The organism is Xanthomonas bromi (assembly GCF_900092025.1).
GTDB classification, from domain to species: domain Bacteria; phylum Pseudomonadota; class Gammaproteobacteria; order Xanthomonadales; family Xanthomonadaceae; genus Xanthomonas; species Xanthomonas bromi.
In genome coordinates this window covers 25,982-52,756 of record NZ_FLTX01000044.1, presented here as the reverse complement: position 1 = coordinate 52,756, position 26,775 = coordinate 25,982, and the positions used below count along the sequence as shown (strand labels likewise).

25 protein-coding genes are annotated in these 26,775 nt (G+C 65.4%); 17 read left to right on the top strand and 8 right to left on the bottom strand.

The genetic code is table 11. The annotated features are described in order from the left end of the window. Positions 1–341 (top strand): TonB-dependent receptor domain-containing protein (locus XBLMG947_RS14595; RefSeq protein ID WP_139074404.1); only part of this gene is annotated, 341 nt, incomplete at its 5' end. A 127-nt stretch (positions 342–468) separates the two neighbouring features. Here the strand turns inward: XBLMG947_RS14595 and XBLMG947_RS14590 are convergent. The 3 genes from XBLMG947_RS14590 to XBLMG947_RS14580 all read right to left on the bottom strand — a co-directional run bounded on the left by XBLMG947_RS14590 (position 469) and on the right by XBLMG947_RS14580 (position 3,844). Further along, positions 469–1,506, bottom strand: coding sequence for a patatin-like phospholipase family protein (locus tag XBLMG947_RS14590; protein ID WP_065469375.1), 1,038 nt, complete (start codon positions 1,504–1,506; stop codon positions 469–471). Between the two features lie 365 nt (positions 1,507–1,871). Continuing rightward, on the bottom strand, positions 1,872–2,882 hold the full coding sequence (locus tag XBLMG947_RS14585) for a TIGR00266 family protein (RefSeq protein ID WP_065469374.1): 1,011 nt from the start codon (positions 2,880–2,882) through the stop codon (positions 1,872–1,874). 101 nt (positions 2,883–2,983) lie between these two features. Then, positions 2,984–3,844 (bottom strand): ABC transporter ATP-binding protein, encoded by an 861-nt coding sequence (locus tag XBLMG947_RS14580; protein WP_065469373.1) that lies wholly within the window; start codon positions 3,842–3,844, stop codon positions 2,984–2,986. A 145-nt stretch (positions 3,845–3,989) separates the two neighbouring features. Between XBLMG947_RS14580 and XBLMG947_RS14575 the strand changes: the two genes are divergently transcribed. Genes XBLMG947_RS14575 through XBLMG947_RS14560 form a run of 4 tightly spaced genes read left to right on the top strand, consistent with a single transcriptional unit; the run spans position 3,990 to position 7,835 of the window. Next, a complete protein-coding gene (locus tag XBLMG947_RS14575) occupies positions 3,990–5,195 on the top strand; it encodes a DesA family fatty acid desaturase (RefSeq protein WP_065469372.1) in 1,206 nt (401 codons plus the stop codon). A gap of 22 nt (positions 5,196–5,217) precedes the next feature. Then, positions 5,218–5,580, top strand: a complete 363-nt coding sequence (locus XBLMG947_RS14570) for an EF-hand domain-containing protein (RefSeq protein ID WP_065469371.1) — start codon at positions 5,218–5,220, stop codon at positions 5,578–5,580. A gap of 48 nt (positions 5,581–5,628) precedes the next feature. After that, a complete protein-coding gene (locus XBLMG947_RS14565) occupies positions 5,629–6,366 on the top strand; it encodes an ATP-binding cassette domain-containing protein (RefSeq protein ID WP_065469370.1) in 738 nt (245 codons plus the stop codon). Beyond that, positions 6,363–7,835, top strand: a complete 1,473-nt coding sequence (locus tag XBLMG947_RS14560) for an ABC transporter permease/substrate-binding protein (protein ID WP_065469369.1) — start codon at positions 6,363–6,365, stop codon at positions 7,833–7,835. Before XBLMG947_RS14565 ends, XBLMG947_RS14560 begins: the two co-directional genes overlap by 4 nt. A gap of 126 nt (positions 7,836–7,961) precedes the next feature. On the opposite strand, the gene XBLMG947_RS14555 is transcribed toward XBLMG947_RS14560, so the two are convergent. Then, entirely contained in the window at positions 7,962–9,143 is a 1,182-nt protein-coding gene (locus XBLMG947_RS14555; protein ID WP_065469368.1) for an aminotransferase class V-fold PLP-dependent enzyme, read from the bottom strand. A gap of 65 nt (positions 9,144–9,208) precedes the next feature. Here XBLMG947_RS14555 and egtB point away from each other — a divergent pair, with 65 nt between their 5' ends. Next, positions 9,209–10,498 carry an ergothioneine biosynthesis protein EgtB gene (gene egtB, locus XBLMG947_RS14550; protein WP_065469367.1) on the top strand — a complete coding sequence of 430 codons (1,290 nt, stop codon included), beginning with the start codon at positions 9,209–9,211 and terminating at the stop codon, positions 10,496–10,498. After that, on the top strand, positions 10,495–11,481 hold the full coding sequence (egtD, locus tag XBLMG947_RS14545) for an L-histidine N(alpha)-methyltransferase (protein WP_065469366.1): 987 nt from the start codon (positions 10,495–10,497) through the stop codon (positions 11,479–11,481). Before egtB ends, egtD begins: the two co-directional genes overlap by 4 nt. 58 nt (positions 11,482–11,539) lie before the next feature. Here egtD and XBLMG947_RS14540 read toward each other — a convergent pair whose 3' ends face one another. From XBLMG947_RS14540 to XBLMG947_RS14530, 3 genes are all read right to left on the bottom strand, one after another. Then, entirely contained in the window at positions 11,540–12,817 is a 1,278-nt protein-coding gene (locus XBLMG947_RS14540) for a type II toxin-antitoxin system HipA family toxin (RefSeq protein WP_065469365.1), read from the bottom strand. Then, positions 12,814–13,425, bottom strand: a complete 612-nt coding sequence (locus XBLMG947_RS14535) for a helix-turn-helix transcriptional regulator (RefSeq protein WP_065469378.1) — start codon at positions 13,423–13,425, stop codon at positions 12,814–12,816. Before XBLMG947_RS14535 ends, XBLMG947_RS14540 begins: the two co-directional genes overlap by 4 nt. A 144-nt stretch (positions 13,426–13,569) precedes the next feature. After that, positions 13,570–17,313 (bottom strand): indolepyruvate ferredoxin oxidoreductase family protein, encoded by a 3,744-nt coding sequence (locus tag XBLMG947_RS14530; protein WP_181093268.1) that lies wholly within the window; start codon positions 17,311–17,313, stop codon positions 13,570–13,572. A gap of 158 nt (positions 17,314–17,471) precedes the next feature. Here XBLMG947_RS14530 and XBLMG947_RS14525 point away from each other — a divergent pair, with 158 nt between their 5' ends. Next, positions 17,472–18,107: a tetratricopeptide repeat protein gene (locus XBLMG947_RS14525; RefSeq protein WP_065469363.1), complete on the top strand. Its 636-nt coding sequence runs from the start codon at positions 17,472–17,474 to the stop codon at positions 18,105–18,107. 405 nt (positions 18,108–18,512) lie between these two features. On the opposite strand, the gene XBLMG947_RS23225 is transcribed toward XBLMG947_RS14525, so the two are convergent. Next, positions 18,513–18,680, bottom strand: a complete 168-nt coding sequence (locus XBLMG947_RS23225; RefSeq protein ID WP_167352033.1) for a hypothetical protein — start codon at positions 18,678–18,680, stop codon at positions 18,513–18,515. A gap of 165 nt (positions 18,681–18,845) precedes the next feature. Here XBLMG947_RS23225 and XBLMG947_RS14520 point away from each other — a divergent pair, with 165 nt between their 5' ends. The 9 genes from XBLMG947_RS14520 to XBLMG947_RS14480 all read left to right on the top strand — a co-directional run bounded on the left by XBLMG947_RS14520 (position 18,846) and on the right by XBLMG947_RS14480 (position 26,709). Next, positions 18,846–19,763, top strand: coding sequence for an AEC family transporter (locus tag XBLMG947_RS14520; protein ID WP_065469362.1), 918 nt, complete (start codon positions 18,846–18,848; stop codon positions 19,761–19,763). Positions 19,764–20,106: 343 nt separating this feature from the next. Beyond that, entirely contained in the window at positions 20,107–20,739 is a 633-nt protein-coding gene (locus XBLMG947_RS14515) for a ParA family protein (RefSeq protein WP_065469361.1), read from the top strand. 15 nt (positions 20,740–20,754) lie between these two features. Then, positions 20,755–21,231 (top strand): SixA phosphatase family protein, encoded by a 477-nt coding sequence (locus XBLMG947_RS14510; RefSeq protein ID WP_065469360.1) that lies wholly within the window; start codon positions 20,755–20,757, stop codon positions 21,229–21,231. A 3-nt stretch (positions 21,232–21,234) separates the two neighbouring features. Next, positions 21,235–21,807: a YceI family protein gene (locus XBLMG947_RS14505; protein ID WP_065469359.1), complete on the top strand. Its 573-nt coding sequence runs from the start codon at positions 21,235–21,237 to the stop codon at positions 21,805–21,807. Then, complete coding sequence (locus tag XBLMG947_RS14500) at positions 21,804–23,816, top strand: phospholipase D family protein (protein WP_065469358.1); 2,013 nt, start codon at positions 21,804–21,806, stop codon at positions 23,814–23,816. Before XBLMG947_RS14505 ends, XBLMG947_RS14500 begins: the two co-directional genes overlap by 4 nt. A 210-nt stretch (positions 23,817–24,026) precedes the next feature. After that, the gene (locus XBLMG947_RS14495) at positions 24,027–24,455 is read left to right on the top strand and encodes a hotdog fold thioesterase (RefSeq protein WP_065469357.1); all 429 of its coding nucleotides are present in this window, start codon (positions 24,027–24,029) and stop codon (positions 24,453–24,455) included. Positions 24,456–24,476: 21 nt separating this feature from the next. Then, on the top strand, positions 24,477–25,376 hold the full coding sequence (locus XBLMG947_RS14490) for a lysophospholipid acyltransferase family protein (protein ID WP_181093270.1): 900 nt from the start codon (positions 24,477–24,479) through the stop codon (positions 25,374–25,376). Between the two features lie 59 nt (positions 25,377–25,435). Beyond that, positions 25,436–26,425 carry a YheT family hydrolase gene (locus tag XBLMG947_RS14485; protein ID WP_065469355.1) on the top strand — a complete coding sequence of 330 codons (990 nt, stop codon included), beginning with the start codon at positions 25,436–25,438 and terminating at the stop codon, positions 26,423–26,425. After that, complete coding sequence (locus tag XBLMG947_RS14480) at positions 26,422–26,709, top strand: hypothetical protein (RefSeq protein WP_065469354.1); 288 nt, start codon at positions 26,422–26,424, stop codon at positions 26,707–26,709. Before XBLMG947_RS14485 ends, XBLMG947_RS14480 begins: the two co-directional genes overlap by 4 nt. Positions 26,710–26,775 lie beyond the last annotated feature (66 nt).

Below are 26,775 nucleotides of genomic sequence, written 5' to 3'. Positions count from 1 at the left end.
CCAATCTGCCCGAAGAGTATCTGCAGCTCTCCACCCAGTGGCGCCTGCCCGGCGCGTGGGACCGCCTGAGCATCGGCGGTGGCGTGAGCTGGCAGAGCGCGGTGCGCGGCTTCAATATCGAACGCCCCACCGGCGAGGGCAGTGGCGCCACCACGCCGGTCACCGTGGTGCAACGTCCGTACGCGCTGGTGCATTTCAACGCGAACTACCGCATCAGCGATCAATGGACTGCCACGCTGGCCGTACGCAACGCGTTCGATAAGACCTATTGGGCGAATCTGGATTATCAGAACTACGGCGAACCGCGCTTTGTCAGCGTGTCGCTACGCTGGCGGTATTGAGGCAAGCGCAATGCCTGTTGTGATAACGGTGCAGGAACGGCAGCAGCGTTATCGGGGCGGCATCGCGGCCAAGGCCGCTCCTACAGGGGCGGCGTCGTCGGCCATGCCGTCAGGCATCGTGTGCGCATCACGGCGCGACGCAGGCCTCATCCTTGCCGCGTAATTTTTCCCAACGCGAGCGCTGTTCCAGGCAGCGTTCGTAGGCTTGCTGCTTGGCCGCTTTGGCCTGATCGGCGGCGGTCTGGGTGGCACTGTTGCGCGCGGCCTGCAACTGCGCAATCTTGGCGCGAATCTGCGGCATCACCGCCATGGCGGCACGCTCGCCTTCCAGAATCGCCGCACCACGCTGGTTGAAATCGGCCGAGCCGATCGCGTTGACGTTGGGGCGAATGACCACGTCGGCACGTTTGAGTTCGGCCTCGCCCATGCGCTGACCCATGATCGAGATCGACTGGTTCACGGTGCCCAGCAGGTCGCCCGGATTCTTGCCGCTGGCCTTGCTGGAAATATCCACCGCCACCACGAATTCGGCGCCCAGCTGGCGCGCCGCATCCACCGGCACCGGGCTGACCACGCCGCCATCGACGAAGTGATACTTGCCGATGGTCACCGGCTCGAACACGCCCGGAATGCTGCTGGACGCGCGCACCGCCTGGCCGGCGTTGCCGCGTACGAACACGGTGCGTTCGCCATCTTCGAGTCGCGTGGCGACCGCCGCGAACGGCTTGCGCAATTTTTCGATCGGCTTGCCGCCGACTTGCGCGTTGACGTAGTCCTGCAGTCTCTGGCCCTGCATCAGGCCGCCGGACAACAGCCGCACATCGCGGATGCTGGTCTGGTCGAGCGCAACGGCCTTTTCCTGCATTTCGAACGCATCCATACCGCTGGCATACAGCGCGCCGACCACGCTGCCGGCGCTGGTGCCCGACACCACCACCGGCGCGAACCCGTTGGCCTCGAGCATCTTGATCACCCCGATATGCGCAAAGCCCTTGGCCGCACCGCCGCCGAGCGCGACACCGATCTTGATCGGCTTGGGCGCTGCGGCCGAAGGCGCCTGCACCACCGGCGCCGGTGTCGCCGGGCGCGGCTCGCCCCCGCAGGCGCTGAGCAGACCGAGCAACGACAGCAAGGCAAGGAAACGTGGGCGACGGAGCACGGTCATGGCGACGGAATGTTGGATGGACGGCGAGGGAGAATACACGCGTGTCGTCACGGTGGCCGTCGCGACCATGGTTGGTTCTCCCTCACCCCAACCCCTCTCCCGCAGGCGGGAGAGGGGCGAGTTCGCATGCGGTCTCGGCATCCCTGCGCGCACGCGATGTTCCCTCGGCGTCCCTACACCCTCGCGCGACTTCCTTCTCCCGCCTGCGGGGGAAGGTGCCCGCAGGGCGGATGGGGGAATTGCCGGCAGTCGATCCGCAACGGGCTTCCGAAGCGAGCCAGACCCGATTGCCGCTGGTGGGCGTTCACTGCATGGATCTTCGCCCCACAGCCGACGCCAGGCGGCCTGGCCACGGCGCCCAGCCTTCAGAACCGATTATCCCCATCCAGCAGCCGCCCAAGGCCGCCCAGCACCGAGCCTTCGCCGCGTTGCTGACCACCGGCCTGCGGGGCAGCCTGCAGCATGCGGCCGGCCATGCGCGAGAACGGCAGCGACTGCAGCCAGACCTTGCCGGGGCCGGTGAGGGTCGCCAGGAACACGCCTTCGCCGCCGAAGAACATGCTCTTGAGGCCGGCGACGCGGCGCACGTCCATGTCCACGCCGGCGTGATAGGCAACCACGCAGCCGGTGTCCACGTCGATGCGCTCGCCGGGCGCGAGCTCGCGTTCCACCACGGTGCCGCCGGCATGCACGAACACCCAGCCGTCGCCTTCCAGTTTTTGCATGATGAAGCCCTCGCCGCCGAACAGGCCGGTGAGGATCTTCCTCTGGAAGGCGATGCCCAACGACACCCCGCGCGCGCCGGCCAGGAAGCTGTCTTTCTGGCAGATCAGGCGCCCACCGTGCTCGGAAAGCCGCAGCGCCAGCACCGTGCCGGGGTAGGGCGCGGCGAACGCGACCCTGGCCTTGCCGCTGCCGGTGTGGGTGAACACGGTGGTGAACATGCTTTCGCCGGTGACCCCGCGTTTGCCGGCCGACAACAACTTGCCCATCAGCCCGCCGCCACCGCTCTGGCCGGCATGCGAGCCATCGCCGAACACGGTGTCCATCTGCACTGCGGCGTCCTTGTACATCAGCGCGCCGGCTTCGGCGATGGCGCTTTCGCCCGGGTCCAGTTCGACCTCGACGAACTGCATGTCGTTGCCGACGATGCGGTAGTCGATTTCATCCGCGCGCCCGGTGGCGCCGGTCAGCGGCGGCGGCGCGCTGCTGCCGCCCTGCAACTCTGCCAACTGACGGGCCGGGGTCCAGCCATCGAGCCCGTCGCGCCAGGCCAGTGCATCGGGTTGGCGCTGCACATGCGCGCGGGCGCTGGCATCGTCGAGCGGGCCGATGCGGTCGGCCTGTCCAGGATGATGAAAATACCACTGGGCCATCGGGACGACTCCTGATCCGTGTGTGTGCGGCGAGTCTAAGCGCAACCGCCGCGGCCGCGGTGGCGTCCGTGTCCAAGCCCATGCGTGGGCGAAGCGCAGGCTCACGCGCGCGGGTCTGCTTCCCCAACCGTCGCCCAATAACGCGCGCCATCGCGCTGCACCCGCACCGGGCCGTCGAACACGGCCGACAGGCTGGCGTCGGTGAGCAAGGCGTCGCGCGAGCCGTCGGCCACCACCTTGCCGGCACGCAGCAGGATCACCCGTGCGATTTCCGGCACGATTTCTTCGATGTGATGGGTCACCAGCACCAGCGTGATGCCTTGCCGGGCGAGGTGCCGCATCGTGTCGAGCAGATGCTGGCGCGCGACCAGGTCCAGCCCGGTGGACGGCTCGTCCAGCAGCAACGCCTGCGGGCGATTGACCAGCGCACGCGCGATCAGCACACGACGCGTTTCGCCGGCCGACAACTCGGCAAATGGCCGCTCCAGCAGCGGCAAGGCCTGCGCCAGGGCGAGCGCTTGGCGTGCGCGTGCGCGCATGGCGTCGCTGATCTCGCGATGCGGCGGCACCACGTAGCTGGCGAAGAATCCCGACAGCACCGCGCTTTCCACATCCAGCCCCGGCATGTCGGCCAGATTGACGCTCAGATCGCCGGTGACGATGCCCAGTTGCGAGCGCAGGCGATCCACCTGCCAGCGCGTTTGCCCCAGCACCTTCACTGCAGGCAGGCCGTCGGCGCGCGCCAGCGGATACAGCTCGCGCGTGATCAATTTGATGAAGGAGGATTTGCCGCAGCCATTGGGTCCGAGGATGGCGGTGTGCTGCCCCAGCGCGATGCGCAGACGCAAGGCCTGCAGCACGCGGACCTGGCCGCGTATCACACTGGCCTGGTCGAGTTCGATCAGCGGGGAGGCATTCGCGACGGCGGCGGAATCGGCAGCATTATCGGTAGCAACAGTCATACGGGTGACATCAGGCGCAGTGGGGGAAGGGGTCTGAACTGCTTGAGAAATGTAGGTGCGACCCTACGCATCCGAAGGGTGAAGTTTGCCGTGATCGCCCCCATCATGTCTGCCTAAACCCGAGAGCGCTGCTGTGGAGATGCCGATGTTGTCCGAGCCGATCATCGACTTTCTGACGTCAGGCCTGGCCGGGCTGGGGGTGTGGGGCATGTTGGCGGTGCTGCTGGTGTTTACCCAGCTCACGATCTTTGCGGTGACCTTGTACCTGCACCGCAGCCAGGCGCATCGCGGTGTGGATTTCCATCCGGTGATGGCGCATTTCTTCCGCTTCTGGACCTGGTTGACCACCTCGATGATCACCCGTGAGTGGGTGGCGATCCATCGCAAGCATCACGCCAAGGTCGAAACCGAGGAAGACCCGCACAGCCCGCAGACCAAGGGCATCAAGCAGGTGTTCTGGCGCGGTGTGGAGTTGTACCGCGAGGCACGCACGCAGCGCGCCGATATCGAGCAGTACGGCAAGGGCGCGCCGACCGACTGGATCGAGCGGCATCTGTACGCGCCGCATGCCAACGCCGGCCCGATCGCATTGCTGATGATCGATGCCGTGTTGTTCGGTCTGCCCGGCGTTGCGCTGTGGGCGATCCAGATGGCGTGGATTCCGTTCTGGGCAGCGGGCGTGGTCAACGGCCTGGGCCACTGGTGGGGCTACCGCAATTTCGAATCGGCCGACACTTCGACCAACCTCACACCGTGGGCGCTGTGGATCGGCGGCGAAGAATTGCACAACAACCATCACGCGTTCCCGAGCTCGGCACGGTTTTCGATGCGGCGTTGGGAGCTGGATATCGGTTGGGTCGCCATTCGCGGTTTGCAGGCGCTGGGCCTTGCCAAGGTGCTGCGGGTGGCGCCATCGCTGGATATCCGCCCGAATATCGCCGTGCCTGATACCGATACGCTCAAGGCACTGTTGTCGCACCGCTTCCAGGCAATGACCGACTACCAGCGCAACGTGCTCAAGCCGGCGCTGCGCGAAGAGGCGGCCGCCACCGGTGCCAAGCTGCGCGAGTTGCTGCCGCGCCGTCTGCGCAAGGGCCTGGTCGACGACGGGCGCTGGCTCAAGCCGGACGCACGCGCGCAGCTGCAGGTCTGGGTGGCGCAACGCCCGCGCATGCGCACGCTGGTGGACTATCGCGCGCGTCTTACCGCAGTGCTGGAAGCGCGCAGTCACGACGCCTCCGAACGGCTCAAGCAATTGCAGCAGTGGTGCCACGAGGCCGAGGCCAGCGGTCACGCTGCCTTGCAGGCCTACGCGGCGCGGCTCAAGGGGTATGCGCCGAGTGGTACGTAATGCGGGTGGTAGCCACGCTGTGATGCGTGCAGGAGCGGCGCGCGGCGTGATCGTGCGCACCCTGCTGATCGCGTGTCTTGCATGGTTGCCTGCAGTCGTCGTACAGGCCCAGGTGCAGGACAGCCAGCAATATCTGCAACGCATGGACACCGATGGCGATGGGCGGGTGAGCCGCGACGAGTATCTGGCCTGGATGAGCTATGCCTTCGACCAGCGCGATACCGATCACGATGGCGTGCTGCAAGGCGATGAACTGCCCGGCCGCCGCGGCAAGCCGATTACCCGCGCGGCGCATCGCGCCACCTTGATCGAGCGCTTCGCGCGGCAAGACGCCAATGGCGATGGCTATCTGAGCGCGCGCGAATTGCTGGCGCCGCCGCGCTGATGCGCGCCTTCGCGCGCGGCTGACGCTGCGTTCGGCAAGCTCGGCCGCATGTTCACTCTCGATCAGGTCAACCGGCGCTACGGCCAGGCCATCGCGCTCGACGCGGTTTCGCTGAATTTCGCCAGCGGCATCACGACCGCGTTGATCGGCCCCAGCGGCGCCGGCAAATCCACCGTGTTACGCATGCTGGTCGGCCTGGAGTGGCCGGACAGCGGCACGGTCGCCTTCGACGGCACGCCAGTGCAGCGCGCCAACCTGCAGGCGCAGCGGCAGCGTATCGGCTACGTGATCCAGGAGGGCGGCTTGTTTCCGCATCTGGACGCGCGCAGCAATGTGACCTTATTGGCACAGACGCAGGGCTGGACGCGCGAGCGCATCGATGCACGCCTTGAGACGCTCTGCGCCTTGTGCCAATTGCCAACGGAACTGCTGGCGCGTTATCCGGCCGAACTCTCCGGTGGTCAGCGCCAGCGTGTGGGGCTGATTCGTGCCTTGATGCTGGACCCGCCCGCGTTGTTGCTGGACGAGCCGCTCGGTGCGCTCGATCCCATCGTGCGTTACGACCTGCAGGCGCAGATGCGCGAACTGTTCGCGCAGCTGGGCAAGACCGTGGTGCTGGTCACCCACGACGTGGCCGAAGCCGCCTACCTGGCCGATACCCTGGTGCTGATGCGCGCCGGCCGCGTCGTGCAGCAAGGCACTGCGCGCGAGCTGCTGGAGCAGCCGACCGATACGTTCGTGCAGCGCTTTCTCACCGCGCAACGCAGTATCGGCGACGCCGCATGATGGCGCGTGCGCTCATCGCCGCGGTGTTGTCGATCTGCAGCCTCGGCGCGCATGCCGCGCAGGTCACCATCGGCTCGAAGAACTTCACCGAAGCGGTGATTCTGGGCGACATCGCCACTGCCGCCGGCAAGCGCGAGGGTGTGGATGTCCAGCACCGCGCGCAACTCGGCGGCACACGCATTCTGTGGCGCGCGCTGGAGACCGGGCAGATCGATGCGTATGCCGAATATACCGGCACGCTGGCGCAGGAACTGCTGCAGTTGCCAAAGGCCAGTCAGGCCGAACTGCGCGCGGCACTCGCTGCGCGCGGACTGGCGATGACCGATTCGCTGGGCTTTGCGAACACCTATGCATTCGGTATGCGGCGCGAACGCGCGCAGGCATTGGGCATCGCCGCGTTATCGGATCTTGCACGGCATCCCACGCTCAAGATCGGTCTGAGCAACGAGTTCATGCAGCGCGCCGATGGCTGGCCGGGCGTGCGTGCGGCCTACGCGCTGCCGCAAACCGCGACCGGGCTGGATCACGATCTGGCCTACCGGGCGCTGCAAAGTGGCGCCATCGAGGTCACCGATCTGTACAGCACCGATGCGGAAATTCCGTATTACCAGTTGCAGGTGCTACGCGACGATCGCCACTATTTCCCGAATTACCAAGCGATTTTCCTGTATCGCAAGGATCTGGCCCAGCGCTCGCCGGCGATGCTGCAGGTATTGCGCGGGCTGCAGGGGCGCATCGATGAAGCCACCATGCAGCGGCTCAACGCTCAGGTAAAACTGGAGCGACAGTCCGAAGCGGCGGTTGCGGCGCATTGGTTGGGCGTGGCGCCGGCCTCCGAGGCGGACTCGCGTGTGACGCGCTTGCTCCGGCATACGCGCGAGCATCTGGCGCTGGTCGGTAGCTCGTTGGGCTTGGCATTGCTGCTTGCGCTGCCGCTGGGCGTGCTGGCAGCGCGGCGTCCGCGTCTGGGGCAGGTGGTGCTGTCGTTGACCGGCGTGCTGCAGACGCTGCCGTCGCTTGCGGTATTCGTCTTCATGATTCCGTTGTTCGGTATCGGCGCCAGGCCGGCGATTGCCGCGCTGTTTCTGTATAGCTTGCTGCCTATCGTGCGCAACACCCACGCCGGGCTGACCTCGATTCCGCGCGAACTGCGCCAGACCGCGCACGCCATCGGATTACCGGCGTGGACACGCCTATGGCGTGTGGAACTGCCGCTGGCACGCCGCACGATTGTGGCCGGCATCCAGACCGCTGCGGTGATCAATGTGGGCACCGCCACGCTGGGTGCGCTGATCGGCGCAGGCGGCTACGGCCAACCGATTCTCACCGGCATTCGCCTGGACGATATCGGTCTGATTCTGGAAGGCGCCATTCCCGCCGCGGTGCTGGCGCTGCTGGTGCAGGCCGTGTTCGAAGGACTGGAGCGCTGGGCAACGCCGCGCGGGTTGCGGATCAGCCAGCGCCAGTGACGTGCGGTGTGCGGTGGCAGCAATGGGTGTCGCGATGCGGCGTGATCGGAAACCCCTGTCGCCGACTTGCCTGTTCCTCCTTCGAGGGCTGGGTCAGTCGAGTCGCTCAACGCCGCGCACACCGCCTTACTCGCCCGGTAACGCTGCAATCACCTGTGACCACGCGTCTTCGGTGACGCTCACATGCGGTGCAATCCGCAAACGTCCGTGCCGACGCGTGCAGATCACGCCGAGCGTGTTGAGTGTTGTGGCCACTGCGTCCAGCGCAGTTGCTGGTGGCTGTAATGCGGTGAGATGCGGCGCGTGTCCAGGCGTGCACCAGCGGCCCAGGCCACGCGCCTGCAAGGCCGTGTCCCAGCGGGTGGTCAATTCGCCCAACGCGGCCGCGATGCGCCCTGGCCGCCATGCGGTGATCTGCTGCAACGCCACCGTGGCCATTGCAATTCGCAACGGGTCGGCAACCCCGCCGGCATCGAATCGTCGCGCACCGCTGCGATATAGCGGCGCGGCGGCAACCGGAAATTCCCAACTGCTGCCGGCATCGCGGCCGATCCAGTGTTCTTCGATCGGCACCCCGCCTGTACGCCACTGTGGCGCGACCCACAGCCACGCCAACCCCATCGGCCCGAGCAACCATTTGTGCCCGACGCTGATCACGAAGTCCGGTTGCCAGCGTGGCAGATCGGGCGCCAACACACCCAGGCTCTGGCTCAGATCCAGCACCAGTGCAGCCCCGCGTGCATGCACGGCGGCGCTGATGCGGTCCAGATCCAATGCGCGCCCATCCAGCCAGTACGCATGCGGCAAGCTCGCGATACGCAACGCCGGCGTGTCGGCAATCGTCTGCAGCACTGCATTCGTCACGCTGTCGTCAGCGGTTGTGGGCACCGACACAAGCTGCGCACCGACCTCGGCGCAGCGCCGCTGCCAGATCAACAAATTGGAAGGAAATTGTCCTTCCAGCACCAGCACCGCGTCGTCTCGCTGTAACGGCAGATTGCGTGCAGCGGTGGCCAGGCCATGCGCGGCCGATGGCACCATCGCCATCGCATCCGCATCGCCGTCGAACAGCGCGGCGGCAAGCGCGCGCAATTGCTCGATCTGCTGCAACCATGCATCGAACGGCAACCGCCAGGGCGCGGCCATCGCATCGACTGCGTGGTGTGCCACCCTCTGCACAGCGCGCAACAAGGGGCCGCGCGATGCCGCATCCAGATAGACAACCTCGGCAGGCAGCGCAAATGCCTGATGGCGTTCGGCCCAATCGAGGGGCGCAGCAAGCGTACTGGACAGGAAGGGTGGTGACATGCCAACAGCTTACCGCTGGCTGCCATGCCGCCGACACGGCACGTTCACAGGCGCTGCCCAAACATATGGAGATGTCTGCACTCTTACCTCTGCTGGGCCACCGCCAGCACCAGCAGTTGACGCTGCTGGAACGCTACGCCCAGACCCGCGCGTTGAGCGATCGTCTTGCCGCACCCCTGAGCGCCGAAGACGCGATGGTGCAGAGCATGCCGGATGCGAGTCCGAGCAAATGGCATTTGGCGCACACCACCTGGTTTTTCGAACGCTTCGTACTGCAGGTCGATCCTGCGTATCGCGTGTTCGATCCGGCCTGGGATTTCCTGTTCAATAGCTACTACCAGAGCGTCGGGCCGATGCATGCGCGTGCGCGCCGTGGGGTGTTGTCGCGTCCCTCGTTGCAGCAGGTGCGCGATTACCGCGCTGCGGTCGATGCGCAGATGCAACAGCGCCTGCGCGATGACCTACTCGATGCCCAGGCTTGCACCATCGTGCAGCTCGGCATCCAGCACGAGCAGCAGCATCAGGAGTTGTTGCTTACCGACATCAAACATGCGCTGTGGAGCAACCCGTTGCAGCCCGCGTATCGTGATGCCGCCGCGCCGCCCGCGGCCGTGGCCAGCACGTTGCGCTGGCATGCGCGCGACGAACACATCGTCGAGATGGGCGCCGCGCCATGGCCGCAGTCCGACTCCTTCGCCTACGACAATGAATCGCCACGCCACCGCGTGCTGGTCGGCGCGCATGCGCTGGCGAACCGCGTGGTGACGAACGCCGAGTTCCAGCAATTCATCGATGCCGGCGGTTACCGCAGCGCCGGTGCCTGGCTCAGCGATGGCTGGGCGATGGTGCAGGCGCAAGGTTGGCAACATCCGGTGTACTGGGATGTCGACGGCCGCGAGTTCACGCTGGACGGTTGGCGCACGCGCGACCCGCATGCGCCTGTCTGCCATTTGAGTCTGTTCGAAGCCGATGCGTTCGCCCGTTGGGCCGGTGCGCGTCTGCCCACCGAAACCGAATGGGAACAGGCCGCGACCGGAGTGCCTGTACAGGGCAATTTCGTCGACACCGATGCGTTGCATCCGCGCGGCGCTGAAGTCGTGGACACGGGGATCCAGCAACTGTTCGGCGATGTCTGGGAATGGACCGGCAGCGCCTATCTGCCGTATCCAGGTTTCACGCCATGGCCCGGGTCATTGGGCGAATACAACGGCAAATTCATGAATGCGCAATGGGTGCTGCGTGGCGGCAGTTGCGCCAGCCCGGCCACTCATCTGCGTGCCAGTTACCGCAACTTTTTTCCCCCCGATGCGCGTTGGCAATTTGCCGGCGTGCGCCTTGCCAAGGATCTGCCTTGAACGTCGCCGCCCACGCCACGCAACGCGCGCACGCTGCGCTGACCGACCTGCGCCCGCAACCCGACGACATCACCGCCGACGCATTGGCGGGTTTGTCGCAAACGCCCAAGACGCTGCCGTCGAAATACTTCTACGATGCGCGTGGCTCGCAGCTGTTCGAAGCGATCACGCAGCAGCCGGAGTATTACCTCACCAGCACCGAGTTGGACTTGCTGGAAGCCAGCATGACTTCCATCGCGCAAGCGATCGGCACAGGCGTCCATGTGGTCGAATACGGCAGCGGCAGTGGACGCAAGACCGAATTGCTGCTGCAGGGCCTGCGCGATGTGGTGGCCTACACGCCGCTGGAAATCTCGCGTACCGCGCTGCTGGAAAGTACCGCGCGGCTGGCGCAGCAATTTCCGCAGATCCAGATGTTGCCGGTGTGCACAGACTTCACCAAGCCGCTGCGCCTGCCCGATGCGCAACGCCCGGTGCGGCGCCATGTGGTGTTCTTCCCCGGCTCTACCTTGGGCAATTTCACCGATGCTGTCGCGATCGAATTGCTGGATGCGATGCGCCAGACCATGGGCAGCGACGGCTACGCCCTGATCGGTATCGATCTGGACAAGGATGCCGGGCTGATCGAAGCCGCCTACAACGATGCGGCCGGCGTGACCGCCGAGTTCACCCTGAACCTGCTGGCGCGGCTCAATCGCGAGATCGGCAGCGATTTCGATCTGGAGGGCTTCCGCCACCATGCGGTATATGCGCGCGAGCGTGGCCGCATCGAAACGTTCCTGATCAGCCAGCGCGCGCAGCGGGTGCAGGTCGGCGGAAAGGAGGTGGCATTTGCCGAAGGCGAAGCCATGCAGGTCGAATACAGCTACAAGTACACCGACGCGCGCTTTGCCGAACTGGCTGCCGCGGCGGGGCTCAAGGTCACGCACGGCTGGAACGATGCCAAGGATTGGTTCGGCCTGCGCCTGCTGCGCCCGCTGTAAGCGAACCGGATGGTCACCATGGCCGAGTGCGGCCCAGTGATACGGTTCCAACCATCGATCAGTTCGATTGCAACAGTGTGTGCATGCGTTGGCACGAAGCAGCGATGGCATCCACCAGCGCATCCAGCACCGGATGCGCGACGCCTTCCTGCCGAAGTACGGCGGCAAGATCACGCGCCTGATCAGGCAATGCGCTTGCGGCCATCTCCATCCAGGCCAGGCAGGCCGTCGCGTCCAGGCGCAGCGTTTCGGCCAATTGCCGCCAGTCGCCTGGACGAATATCCCACCAGCGATAGTGGCTGCCGATCTTCATTGCCGTCTTGATTTTGCGCTGTTGCAGCTGCGGATACGGCAGGGCGCTGGAGATGTCGTACAGCGGTGCCAGCCGTACCTGCCGATATTGGCCGAGCAGCAGCGAATAATTCTTCGCGTGCGCATCGGTGCCGCCGATCAGGTGGTTGAAGACCAACGCCTGGAACAGAGTTTCAACGTCCTGCCGCCCCTGTGAGGAGTGCGTCCACAACAGCTGCGATAGCGCAGCTGGTCCCGGGCCACCCTGGTTCTGGTACTTGCTCTGCGGCATCACTCCCAGTGCTTGGCAGAAGTCTTCCTGGTGTATGCGCAGCAGCCTGCCGTCGATAACGATGCGGTCGTAACGTTCTACGCAAATGGCGGTTTCAGTGCCGATGCGCAGCGCCTGGGCGGCTGCGGTCGGCAGGCCGATGCTGTGCGCCAGGCGTAGGCAGAACAACTCGTTCTCGACGAACCCGTCGTATTCGCCGCTCGGTGGTTTGAGAATATGCGTGGTCGGGATGCGTCCGGCCGGGATGGCCCATTGCCGGCCATCGTGCAGCAATGCGATCTTGGCCTGCGCGCCGGCCAGGCTGAACTGCCCGACGTCATCGACTTGGCGCGCCGCACCGATGTCCTGACGCAGTCTGCGCAAGCGAACTTCCAGTTCGCCATCGGTGAGCGGTTCGATGCAGTCGCTGGCGCCAGACAGCACATCCTCAAGCCTAGCTTCGGTGACGAACTGCACCGCACCAGCGCAATCCTCGCCGACATGCGACAAGAGGGCGAGCGGATTGCGCGGCGAAACCTGGAACCTGGAGGCCCAGCGTTGCAAGGTGGCTTCGTTGTCTGGCAGCAGGCCCCACAGCACTGCACTGACCGCCTCGGTCGGGTGATGCTCCTTGCTGAGGGGAAGGTTCAACGACAGCGGCATTGCACTCTTTGAATGCTGCCAGTCCGGCGCGTAGGTGAATCGTGGATGCCCATGCGGGTCGGACGCGAGGTGCCCGATCACCTGGTTTTCGATCAGCGCGACCAGTCTCACGGAACGCCTTTCTTTTTAGAAGATGTCGATATGACTTTGGATATTTTCGCTGTCTCGCCAATCTTCGAACGATCAAGTCCGTGAAACTGTTTCTGCAAGGCTTCACCCACTAATTTTCTTTCATTTGGTGCATCGGTCATCGAGGAATATCTATTCATTGCTGCTAATGCTGCCTGTGCCGGAGACTGTTTTAGAACATCCAATGCCGAGGATGGTCTGTGCAAGCCAGCGCTTTTTAGCCTATCGAGCGACGAGAGGTGATTGTTGATGTTGTTGAACGCATTGAAAACGTCGGCTCCCACGGGCGGATTGGCCCGGTTATGTTCAATGATCGCGTCGAGATTGATCGGCGTTACGGTGTCGCGATCAGGCGCGCGCACCTCCGAAACCTGAGCAACGCCCGGGCCCAACATCAACTCCAGCCCCAGTGCCTGCAGCGCTCGCAGGATCAATTGCAGCTCCGCGCGCGGCTTGCCTTTCTCGATATCGACGACCCATTGCCGGCTCACGCCGATTTGGTGGGCCAGGCGAGCCTGATCCCAGCCCAGGCGCTTGCGCCTGGTGCGGATGATGTTGCCGATATCGGAAGGCGTGCGGACAGTATCCATGGATGCAATGTAAGCGATCGACGACATTGCCGCAATGTCGTCGATCGCTTACATTGGCATGGCGCTTCTACCTCAGGCAGCCAAACATCCGCAGCGCAATGTCATCGAGCGGCTACATCAACAACATGTCATCGTTCGGCGACATCAGGCCGCCTGCACCACATGCAACGCCTTCGGATTGCGCCACTGCGCCAGCAGCGCGGTTTCGCGCGCCTTGGCTTCCTGCAGATGCGCATGTTTGACGTGGCCATAGCCGCGAATGTGTTCCGGGATGCTGGCGATCTGCGCGGCCAGGCCGACGTTATCGGCATCCAGCCGTTCCAGCAGCATGTCGACGGTTGCGCTGTAATCGGCAATCAGCTGACGCTCGCCACGCCGTTCTTCGCTGTAGCCGAATACATCGAGCTTGCCGCCGCGCAAGAACTTCAACCGCGCCAGCAGCTTGAAGGCAGTGAACATCCACGGCCCGTACTCGCGTTTGATCAGGTTGCCGTGCGCGTCTTTCTTTGCCAGCAACGGCGGCGCCAGATGGAAGCGCAACGTGTAATCGCCTTCGAACTGTTGCTGCAACCGGCGCTGGAAGTCGCCACGCGTGTAGAGCCGCGCCACCTCGTACTCGTCCTTGTAGGCCATCAGCTTGAAGGCGTAACGCGCCACCGCTTCGGTGAGTGCGCTGCTGCCAGGCACACGCTGCAGCTCGTGCGTACGCACGCGTTCGACCAGGCTGCGATAACGCTGCGCGTAGGCGGCATCCTGGTAGTCGGTCAAGAACGCCACGCGACGTGCGATGGCCTCGTCCAGCGATTGCGCCAATGGCTCGTCGTCGAGCGGAGCGGCCGGTGCAGTGACGTCGCCATGCAGCGTGCTGCCATCGGTCTGTGCCAGCGCACGCGGTGCGCCCTGGCTGCCAAGGTCGTGCTCTTCCCAGCTGCCTGGAGCGCACGCTGGCGGTGTGTCGCCATGCAGGTGTGCCGGCGCGTCGGCGCTTGCCAGACCTGCGGCGCGGCGCACTGCCGGCAGATCGACCGCAGCCAGGCGGCCCCAGGCGAATGCCTGCTGATTCATCGCAACGGCCGCGCCATTGAGTTCAATGGCGCGCATCAGCGCTGCATGCGACAACGGCACCAGTCCATGCTGCCAGGCATAGCCGAGGACGAACAGATTGCTGGCGATGGCATCGCCCAGCAGTGCGGTGGCCAGCTGCGTGGCATCCAGCAACAACGGGTCCTGGCCGCCGAGCGCGGTGCGCACGCCGGCGATGATTTCGGCAGCGGGAAACTGCAGGTCCGGCTGCGTGGTGAAGCTGCCCGGCATCGCTTCGTAGGTATTGAGCACCACCTGGGTGCGGCCGTCGCGCACCTTGGACAGCGCCCAATAATCGTTGACCACCACCATGTCGCAGCCCAGCACCAGATCTGCTTCGCCCGCAGCGATGCGCACGGCATGGATGTCGTCAGGCTGGCGTGCGATGCGGATGTGCGTGGTCACCGCGCCGCCCTTTTGCGCCAGACCGGTCTGGTCCAGCACCGTGGCGCCCTTGCCTTCCAGATGCCCGGCCATGCCCAGCAACGCGCCGATGGTCACCACGCCGGTGCCGCCGACGCCGGTGATCAGGATGTTCCAGGGCCGCTCCAGCGCGGTGCGCGTGGGCGGCTCGGGGAGCGTGTCCAGCAGCGTACTGGAGTCGCGCTTTTTGCCCTTGCGCGGCGCACCGCCATGCACGGTGACAAAGCTCGGGCAGAAGCCGGAGACGCAGGAATAATCCTTGTTGCAGTTGGACTGATCGATCTGGCGCTTGCGTCCGAATTCGGTTTCCTTGGGCAATATCGACACGCAGAAACTTTTCTCGCCGCAATCGCCGCAGCCTTCGCACACCAGCGAATTGATCATCACCCGCTTGGGCGGATCGATCAGCTTGCCGCGCTTGCGGCGGCGGCGCTTTTCGGTGGCGCAGGTCTGGTCGAAGATCAGGATCGACACGCCCTTGACCGTGCGCAGATGCTGCTGCACGGCATCCAGTTCAGTACGATCGTGAAATGCGACATCGGCAGGAAACAGCTCGCGCCGCCGCGTCCATTTGCCGATCTCGTCGCTCACCACCGCAATGTCGTGGATGCCTTCGGCGCGCAGTTGATGCGCGATGTCTGGCACGGTGAGCGTGCCGTCCACCGGCTGCCCGCCGGTCATCGCCACCGCATCGTTGTAGAGAATCTTGTAGGTGATGTTGACCCCGGTGGCGACCGACTGCCGGATTGCCAACGAGCCGCTGTGGAAGTAGGTGCCGTCGCCCAGATTCTGGAACACATGCGGGGTCTCGGTGAACGGCGCCTGCCCCGACCATGTCACGCCTTCGCCGCCCATATGGGTGAAGGTGTCGGTGGCGCGGTTCATCCAGGTCACCATGTAGTGGCAACCGATGCCGCCCAGTGCGCGCGAGCCTTCCGGTACCGCGGTGGAGGTGTTGTGCGGGCAACCCGAGCAGTAATGCGGCACGCGCGGGAACTGCGCGCGCGGCAAGGCCATTTCCGCTTCCTTGGCGTCCATCCAGCGCAGGCGCTGTTCGATCGAATCGGTATTGATCATGCTCGATTGCAGCAGGCGCTGGATGCGCCTGCCGATCACTGCCGCGATGGTGGCCGGCGTCAGTTCGCCGGTGGAAGGCAGGATCCACGCGCCCTGCTCATCGTACTTGCCGACAATGCTCGGCCGCGCGCCGGCGCGGGCCGGCCAGTTGTAGAACAACTCCTTCATCTGACGCTCGATGAAGGCCTTTTTTTCTTCCACCACCACGATGTCTTCCAGACCCTGCGCAAACGCGCTGATGCCCACCGGTTCCAGCGGCCAGGTCATGCCGACCTTGTACACGCGGATGCCGATCTGCGCGCAGGCCTGCGCATCCAGACCCAGGTATTCCAGCGCCTGCAACACGTCCAGGTAGCTCTTGCCGGTGGTGACGATGCCCAGCCGCGCGTGCGGCGAATCCAGCACCACCTTGTCGATCCGGTTTGCCCGCGCGAAGGCCTGCGCCGCGGCGACCGCATACCGGTGCAGGCGCATTTCCTGATCCATCGGCGGGTCCGGCCAACGGATGCTCAAGCCGCCCGGCGGCACTGCGAAATCCTCCGGCAGCACGATCGTGCGTGCGAACGGGTCCACGTCCACCGAGGCCGACGATTCCACCGTTTCGGCAATCGTCTTGAAGCCGATCCAGCGCCCGGTGTAGCGGCTCATCGCCCAGCCGAGCAGGCCCATGTCCAGGATGTCCTGCACGCCGGCCGGGTTGAGGATGGGCATCATCGTGCTGACGAATTCGTCTTCCGACCCATGCGGCAACGTGGAGCTGCGGCAGGCATGGTCGTCGGCGGCCAGTGCCAGCACGCCGCCAAACGGTGAGGTGCCGGCGGCATTGCCGTGCTTGAACACGTCGCCGCTGCGGTCCACACCCGGACCCTTGCCGTACCACATGCCGTACACGCCCTGCACCTTGGCGCCGGGGAACAGGTTGGTCTGCTGGGTGCCCCACACCATGGTGGCGGCCAGATCCTCGTTGAGGCCCGGGGTGAAGGTGACCTTGGCCGCGTTGAGGTGTTTGCGCGCACGCCACAGTTCCAGGTCCAGCCCGCCCAGCGGGCTGCCGCGGTAGCCGCTGATGAAGCCTGCGGTGTGCAGCCCGGCGGCGTCATCGCGCAGGCGCTGCAGCAGCGGCAGCCGCACCAGCGCCTGCACTCCGGACAGGTAGATGCGCCCATCGATACGCGTGTACTTGTGGTCCAGCGTGTAATCCGCATCAATCCGGCTGAGCTCCGGCGTGTTGGCAGAGTCTGGAAAAAAAAGTGCAGCGGTACTGGTCATGGCGTGCCCGGAAAGGGTGGCAGGGCCTGGGTGCATGTCATCTGAAACTATCTGACGCACCCGACGGATTCCAAACGGCGGGGCAAAGTGTAGCAGTCAGCTTTCATGCATCCGTTCCTCTGCGGATGGGCAGCCGACACGCTGCGGGTTAGGATGTGGACGGGAAGGAGCCGTTTGCTGTCAGGGGAAAAACAGTGAAAAGGAAATACGCGTGGGCCGCTGTGGCCCTGCTCGGAGGGGTGTGGTCGTTGGCACAGGCGCAGAGCCTGCCCAAGCCCAAGGAGTTCTATTTCGACGAAGACCGCAGTACCACCAAGGCGGTGGTCGCCGTACAGGGCCAGGGCGATGCAGTCATCGACCGGCTTGCATCGATGGTGCAGCGTGACGCCCGCGCGGCCGATCCGCGCGCGCAGTTGGCGTCGCTGGCCTACGCCGGCGGGCGCACCGAGTTGGGCGATGAGCTCTATCAGGGCGCGCTGGCGCTGGTGTCCAACGGCAGCCAGCAGTACCGGGCCATCACCTGGAACTATGGGTGGGACCTGCTGCGTGCAGACCAGGTCGACAAGGCGTTGCAGCAGTGGGCCAACCTGGCCAACGGCCGCCCGGCCGCGCCGGAATGGCTGCCGACCACGGCCGCTCTCGCGCTCTGGCGCGCCGGACGCAAGCGCGAGGCGGTTGAGTGGTATGCGGCAGCCGTGCGCACCTGGCCGGAGCGTTGGAGCAGCACCGCCAACTACGCCAGCCTATTGCCGGAGTGGCGCGAGGCAGAGCGCGCCACCCTGGCCGAGGTCTTCGCAGCCTGGCAGGCCAACCCGCCACACTTCCCGTAAGCACCTTGCCGCGCTGCGGGAATGGCCCGCAGCGCAGGTCGTGAATCGGGACGATGCTTGCTCAGGCATTTTCAGCTGATCACACCGTCGCGATCTGGTGCGCCGGCCTGCCGCTTGCCGGTACGACGCTCGTAACCTCGATTCCACAGGATCCGTGAAGGGCCGATCAGGTCTGTGCGCGGGAGCGAAACGACGCCGAAAGCTGTAGCGTCCTGACTTGCGAGGCCGAAGCGGGAGACGCAGCGCATTGGGCTGCGGCTCGGCATCAGGCTCTTGCCCGCCCACCATCGCAGGACACGCTGCAAGTACGTCCTTGTAAGCCCTGAGGCGGCATCCATGCCGCGGAAAGTCCCGCGACGGCGGGCGGGCAGGCGCAGGTGCGTTGGTCGGTGTGCATCGCTTTCGCTACAGCAGCCAGCCGCCGCGCGAGGCCATGTCTTCGTTCTTCAACAAGGTCACCCGTCGCCTGTCTGGTGCGGTGTCCTCGCCGCTGGCGCGACTATTGGCAGTCTGGACGCCACCAACGCGCCCCCCGGGGGGAGTGACGGCGTGTCCCGCGAGCGCAGAGGGCACCGCGCCTTCGACACGCTGGCTTCCGCATAGGGAACAGTGACGTCGTTGCAGCTTCGCGGTGACCGGAGCTTGGGTGTCGTGCGCCTCGCGCCACCAACGTCCCACCAAGCGCGTGCCGCGCGCTATGCGATCCTGTGCGTGGCTTCCCAACGGATACGATCGCGCATGGCGGTGGATGCATTTGCCTTGATTCTGGCCATGTTGGGGTTGGGCCTGCTGTTCGCCCGCCTGCGGGTGTTGCCGGACAACAGCGCCGATGTGCTCAACCGGATCGTGCTGTACATCTGCCTGCCGGCGTCGGTGCTGAGCTATGTCCCACGCCTGCATCTGGACGCGGCGCTGGGCGGCGTGATTGCGACCCCGTGGCTGCTCACCGCCATCATCGTGCCGTTGCTATGGGGCTGCAGCCGCCTGCTGCGCTTCGGTCGCGCCGAATACGCGGCGCTGCTGATGTGCGTGGTGTTCACCAATTCCAGCTTTATCGGCTTCCCCATGGTGCGCGCGCTGATCGGCGATCACGCGCTGCCGTATGCCGTGGTCTACGACCAGTTCGGCACCTTTGTGTTGCTGTCCACGTTCGGGCTGTACGTGCTGGCCCGGTACAGCGGCGACACCCCGCCGACCGCGCGGCTGATCCTGCTGCGCGTGCTGCAGTTCCCGCCGTTGTGGGCGCTGCTGTTCGCCTTGACGCTGATGCCCGAGCAAGCGCCGAACTGGATCGGCTCCGGCCTCAAGAATCTGGCCGATGCGATGTTGCCGCTGGTGATGCTGTCGGTGGGCTTTTCGCTGCAGCTGCGCCTGCCGGCCGACGAACTCAAGCCGCTGGCCGTGGGCCTGGTGTTCAAGCTGCTGCTGATGCCGGTCCTGGCCTTGCCGCTGTCGTGGGTGCTTGGCCTGCACGGGCAGATGCTGCAGACCACCGTGCTCGAATCGGCCATGCCCACCATGATCACCGCCGCGGCGCTGGCCATTTCGCACCGGCTGGCGCCGCGTCTGGCTGCAGCAATGGTTGGCTACAGCATCCTGTTGTCGTTGCTGACGCTGCCGGCGTGGGCCTGGCTGCTGGCGCGGTTGGTGGCGTAAGGCAGCGGCGCTGACACGGGCCGTCGCGGCAGTCGTGCATGCATGCGCTTGCGCCCGGTCGCTCGGGGCATGCCGAAACGTCCAACGTCGCGTCCATGCTGCATTGCGACGACGCCATGCCCATGCAATGCACGACCGCACCTGGGCAACTACGGAGATGATTTCGCGACTGGATGAGGGGCCGTGATTGCCGCGCGCACCTGCGGCACAAGGCGTTGCGTCCCTTGGCTGGAGGTCTGCGCTGTCTGTGCCTGTACGCCATCCACACGTTTAACGCGTTTCGACTACTCCCTCACCGTGCTGCGGTGTACGCTGCCGGCCTGCTCCCGGAAGCGAGGCGTGCATGAAGACAGTCCTGGTGGCCGCCTCCAAAGGCGGCGTCGGCAAGACCACGATCGCCACCAATCTGGCGGCACATGCGGCGTTGCAAGGCCAGCGCACGGTGCTGGCAGATGCCGATCCGCAAGGCTCGTCCACCCGTTGGGCAGAGCGCCGCGCCAGTCTGGAAAGTGCCGTATTGCCGATCGACGCCACCAAGCGCCGCAGCTGGCAGGCCGCGGTGCCGGACGGCACCGATACCCTGGTCATCGATGCGCCTGCCGGAGCGATGGCCGACGAGCTGGGCGGATTCCTCGACCATGTCGATGCCATCGTGGTGCCGGTGTTGTCCTCGGCGCTGGATATCGAAGCGGTGGTGGGCTTTCTCAACACGCTGGCCAAGGTGCCGCGCGTGCATCAGCGCAAACTGCCGGTGGGCCTGGTGCTCAACCGCGCCCGCCCCTGGACCCAGACCTCGCAACAGGCCGCCGAGATGATCGGCAGCTGGCCGTATCCGCTGGTGGCCCAACTGCGCGACACCCAGGCCTACGTGGTCATGGCCGGGCTGGGGCGCAGTTTGTTCGACTACCGCTCGGCGCAGGTGCGCGACCATCAACAGGACTGGGAGCCGCTGTTCAAGTGGCTCAAGAAGTCCTAGAACCGGAAAGTTCCTATGCGCGAATTGATCTTGTTGCGACATGCCCATGCCGAACCGGCCGATACCGGTCAGGCCGATTTCGATCGCCCGCTGTCGCCACATGGCATCGCCGAGGCCGAATCGGCCGGCCGCTGGCTGCGCGAACAGCGATTGGTGCCCGACCGGGTGTTGTGCTCGCCTGCCCGGCGCGCGCGCGAAACCCTGGAGGCGGTGCTCGCGCTCACCGGCTATATCGAACAACGCCTGGACGAGCGCATCTACGAGGCCACTCCCGGCACTCTGGCCAGCCTGGTGGACGAACACCGCGAAGCCGAGCGCCTGCTGCTGGTCGGTCACAATCCCGGTCTGGAGCGACTGGCGGCGTTGATGCACAGCGGCCAGACCGGCGATTACCGCGGCATGCCCACCGCCTCGATTGCGTTGCTGGCCTTGCCGCTGGAGGCCACCATCGAGCCGGGCATCGCCCGCCTGACCGCCTTCTGGTGGCCTTGATCCGTGTCATCGTCGCTGCGCTGGTTCGCCTGGCTCGCGCTCTGGGTCACGCTGCCTTGCCTGGCGCAGCAGAAGGTGAATTCCATCGATCCGGCGCAGTCGCGTTTCGGGTTCGAGATCAGAACCCGCTTCGGCATGAAGATCGAGGGGTTTTTCCCGCGGTTTCGCGGTGAAGTGGTGGAATTGCCCGACAAACGCCAGCAGGTGCGGTTCCGGCTGGATGCCACCCAGGTGGAGATCCCGGGCAAGGACCGCTACACCGGCTGGATGCGAGGCGAGGATTTCTTCGACGTAGCCCGCTATCCGGTGGTGGAGTTCGAGTCGCTGCCGTACACCGATGACGTGGTCAAGCGCGGCGGCGACATCACCGGCAACCTGACCCTTCGCGGAATCACCCATCTGGAGACCCTGCATTTGGCCCCGGCTGAATGCACGCGGCCGGGCTATGATTGCGATGTGATCAGTCGAGGCACGGTTCTGCGTGGACGTTACGGAATGAATGCGTGGCAGATGGCCCTGGGCGACAGGGTGACATTCGTTTTGCGTGGGCGTTTGCAGGAGGCGCGGCGCCCGTGACGTTCCTGTTGAGGGTGCTCGTGCTGGCAACGGTGTTGCTCGGCACCGGATGCGCCGGCCTGTCGCAAACCGAACGCAACCGTGCCGCGGGCGTTGCCGCTGCCGCGCGCAGCACCGTGGTGAATTGCACCCAGGCCAATCACTGTGCCCAACCCTCGCCACTGCGTACGCTGGGCGGCGAGGCGATCACCGCCTCCACACCGGCGGCGCCGCGGCATTACGCCACCATCGTCGACCACGGCGAAGAATCGCTGGTGGCCCGGCTCAACCTGATCCGCAGCGCCACCCGCAGCGTCGATCTGCAGACCTACATCTTCGACAAGGACGACAGTGCGCGCATGGTGTTGGATGCGCTGGTGGACGCCGCGCAGCGCGGGGTCAAGGTGCGCATCCTGATCGATCAGCTGTCGGCGATCGCCGATCTGCAGATTCTCGGCGCGCTGGCCAGCACCCACGAAAACCTGCAGCTGCGGATCTACAACCCCACCTTCGGCAAGGTCAAACTCAATTACTTCGATTACGTCGGCAGCGTGGCGTGCTGTTTCCGCCGCTTCAATCAGCGCATGCACAACAAGCTGCTGGTGGTGGACGACGTGCTGGGCGTGGTCGGCGGGCGCAATTACCAGGACGACTATTACGACTGGGACAGCGAATACAACTTTCGCGACCGCGACGTGATCCTGGCCGGGCCGGAAGTACGCGCGATGGCGGCCAACTTCGATGCGTTCTGGCGCGCGCGGCGCAGCGTGCCGGCCGAGCGCCTGAACGATGTCGGCCGTGTGCTGCTGGAGCAGGGCGCGCCGCAGATGCCGCCGGTGCAGTTCCGCCGCCCGGACCGGGTGGCGCGGGTGGATCAGGAGGCGCGCGACCCGCAATTCGTCCGCGACGCCTTCGTGACCCCGGCCATCCCGGTGCAACGCGTGCTGTACGTGGCCGATCTGCCGCAAAAACACCGCAAGGAACACGCCGCCAAGGCGATCTCCACGGCGCCGGAACTGGACAGCCTGATTGCCGGCGCGCAGCAGGAAGTGCTGCTGCAGACGCCATACCTGGTGTTGTCCGACCAGGCGCAGGCGATTTTCCGCAACTTGCGCAAACACCCGCAACCGCCGCGCATCGTGGTGTCGACCAATAGCCTGGCCGCCACCGACAACCCCATCGTGTATGCGCTGTCGTACAAGTTCAAACGCCGCAACATGCGCGAGCTGGGCTTCAACGTGTACGAGTTCAAGCCGTTTCCGCTGAATGCCCCGGTGGATTACGCCAACCTGGTACCGGATCCGCTCAACCCTGCTTCGGAGATCAACGAAGACAGCCGCAGCAATCGCCTGATCGGCGGCAGTGCGGCTGGCAACGCGATGCGCGGCAGTGGCGGCGGTGGCGACGCACAGCCACCGTCGGCGAGCACGCTGCGCGGCAGCAGCGGCCGTGCGCGCGGCGGTAGCCAGGTCGATCGGCGCGTGCTGCGTACCGAAACGCGGCCCTCGTTCCTGGGCACGCGCGCCGTCAACAAGCCGCTGCCGGTGACCCGCGCCGGCGCCCGTATGGGCCTGCATGCCAAGTCGTTGGTGGTGGATCGCCGCATCGGCGTGATCGGCACGCACAACTTCGACCCGCGTAGCGAGAACTACAACACCGAAGCGGCCGTGGTGATCGACGACGCGCGCTTTGCGCAGGCCTTGGCCGCGAGCATCGAACGCGATATCGCCCCGGAAAATTCATGGACGGTGGCCTCGCGCGAAAAGCCGCCGCTGTTGAGCGGGTTGAACTACAGCGTGGGCAAGGTCTCCGAAGCCTTGCCGGTGCTGGACTTCTGGCCGTGGCGTTACGCCACCAACTACGAGTTCCAGCCGGGCCCTGATTGCCCATTTCCGCTGCAGCGGCAGGACCCGCACTTTCGGCAGTGCTACGTGGCGGTCGGCGACTTCCCGGAAGTCAACGTCGGCCCGAAGTGGCTGCTGGTACGCATGTTGACCGCCTTCGGCGCCGGTCTGGTGCCGATCCTGTAAGCACCACGGTGCCGGCCGTGCACCGGCCCCGCATGCAGCACCGGGCCCGTACCGATCGGGATCGGCCCTGAGATCACCTCAGGTTGGGCCGATCCCGCCAGCGTTCGACAAGCAAGGACCCTGCTCGGCCTGTTACCGTCGCGGCGTGCACCACCCCGTCGCCGCAAACGCTGTTGCGATTCCCCAATCCCCACTCCCAAATCCCAGCCCATGACCTTCCGCGAACCCGTCGATCTAGCCGCCCTCAATGCCGCCAGCCGAAACACCCTGATCGAACATCTGGGCATCGTGTTCACCGAGGCCGGCGACGATTGGCTGCGCGCCACCATGCCGGTCGATTCCCGCACCAGGCAGCCTTACGGCCTGCTGCATGGCGGCGCATCGGTGGTGCTGGCCGAAACCCTGGGCAGCAGCGCCGGCAACCTGTGCGTGGATATGACCAGCCAGATGTGCGTGGGGCTGGAGATCAATGCCAATCATCTGCGCGCGGCCACCGATGGCGTGGTCATCGGCACGACGCGCGCGGTGCATGTGGGGCGCAGCACCCATGTCTGGGATATCGTCATCGAAAATCCGGCCGGCAAGCGGGTCTGCGTGTCGCGGCTGACCCTGGCAGTGGTGGCGCGCACCCATGGCTGAGCAGGCCCGGCAAGGGCATGGGTGGAACAGCGCCACCCGTTGTCTGCACTGCGCCGCCGCAACGCTGCTGTCACAATAGGCGTGCCTTCTTCCCCTGTTACCGGTCCCCTTGGTCGAATGAGCGAGTCATCCCTGGACGCCACGCACGACGCTGGCGGCCCGCTGCGCTGGTTCCGGTACCTGTATCGGGTGCCGCTGCTGCTGCTGCATCTGTGTGTGTTCCTGCCGATCGCCACGCTGTGCATGGTGACGCCGCCGCTGGCGCGCATCCGCATCGGCCCCGAGGACACCCTGGGCGAGCGGATGGTCCGCTGGTGGCAAGGCAGCCTGATGCGCATCTTCGGGTTTCGTCTGCGGCACTTCGGCACCCCGCTGCCGGGCGCGACCTTGTTCGTGGCCAACCACGTCAGCTGGGTGGACATTTCCATGCTGCACAGCCGGCGTGTGATGGGGTTTGTGGCCAAGCGCGAAATCGCCGGCTGGCCGCTGGTGGGCTGGCTGGCAATCAAGGGCCAGACCATTTTCCATCAGCGCGGCAATACCGAATCGCTGGGCGGCGTGCTGCAGGCAATGCTGCTGCGCCTGCACAGCGGCAAACCGGTCGGAGTCTTCCCGGAAGGGCGCACCCGCGGCGGCACCGAGGTTGGCCCGTTCCATGCGCGCATTTTCCAGGCGGCGGTGGAAGCCGGTGTGCCGGTACAACCGGTGGCGCTGCGTTATGGCGTGCGCGGCAATGCGCAAGCGGTGGTGGCCTTCGGTGAGCGCGAAAGTTTCTTCGCCAATATCGTGCGCCTGCTGGGCGAGCCGTCGCGGTTGGCCGAAGTGCATTTTCTCGAGCCGATCCGCGCGCTGGATATCGAAGGCCGTCGCCGCCTGGCCGACGCCGCGCGCCAGCGTATCGTCGCAGCGATGGAGTCCTAGCTGGCGATGCGCTCGCACCTCTCCCCTGCGGCCCATCGCGACGCCGGTGCGATGCGCGCATGAACGCCTCCGACTATCTGCCGCCGCGTTGGCTGCGCAATCCGCATGTGCAATCGGTGCTGGGCAGCAGCGCGTTGCGGCGCATCCGCAGCCGCCAGTTGTTGGCCGCTAGCGGCGCAGTCACCAGCGAACACATTCTCGATGGCGGCGACGGTGTGCGCTTGCAGGGCTGGATGAGCGTCCCGCCCGGCGATGCGCCGCCGCGCGGCACCGTGTTGTTGCTGCACGGCTGGGAGGGCAGCGCCGATTCGAATTACATGCGACTGACCGCCGCGCGCCTGCTCGGCCTGGGCTATCAGGTGTTCCGGCTGAACTTCCGCGACCACGGCGGCACCCACCATCTCAATGTGGACCTGTTCCATTCCGATCGGATCGAAGAAGTCGTCAACGCCGCAGGCGATCTGTGGCGGCGCTTTCCGTCGGCGCAGCTGTTGGCGGCCGGGTATTCGCTGGGCGGCAATTTCGCCCTGCGGCTGGCGTTGCGTGCGCCTGCCGCCGGTCTGCCCCTGGCACGGGTGGCGGCAGTGTGTCCGTTGCTGGACCCTGCCGCCACGATGCTGCAGCTGGAAAAAGGCCCACAGTTCTACGACTGGTATTTCCGCCGTAAATGGCGCGACTCGCTGCTGCGCAAGCGCAAGCTATTCCCCGACCAGCACGGCTACGACGACGCCACCCTGGCGTTGGACATGCGCGGGCTGATGGCCTGGCTGGCGGTGAAACACACCGGGCATGGCTCGCTGGAAGCGTATTTCGACAGCTATTCGATTGCCGGCGAACGCCTGGCCAACCTGCAGGTGCCGGTCGACATCCTGATGGCCGAAGACGATCCGGTGATTCCGTTTGAGGATTTTGCCGCCTGGCAGTTGCCGGCGCACGCGCAGCTGGAAATCGCGCGCTGGGGCGGCCACTGTGGCTTTCTGGAAAACGCCCGCGGCGACGGCTTCGCCGAACGCTGGGTGGCCGAGCGGCTGACGTCAGTTCGCGAATGATGCTGAGACGACATCCGTATATAGATGCAGTCGTCGCCGTTTTAGCGGTGGTTGTCGGTTGCGTGATTTTCTACTTCAGCGCGATCAGCTTCTACACCTATCTGAAGACCGGGGATATCCTGTTCCGCCCACGCGCAGGATCGGTTTCCGTCGGCATCGAAGCTGCGCTCCGGCACATGGGCCAGTTGGTGTTTGGGGCGCTCTGCGTGGCCTATGGCACGAGCGTACTGCGTCGAAAGTCGGCAAGCGTTCAAACGCCTCACCGGCGCGATCGGTCGATTTGAGTTCAAGGGCGATGACGCACGCCTTGCCCAAGATGCCGGCCTAGCCATAGACGCCAGTGTCCGTCG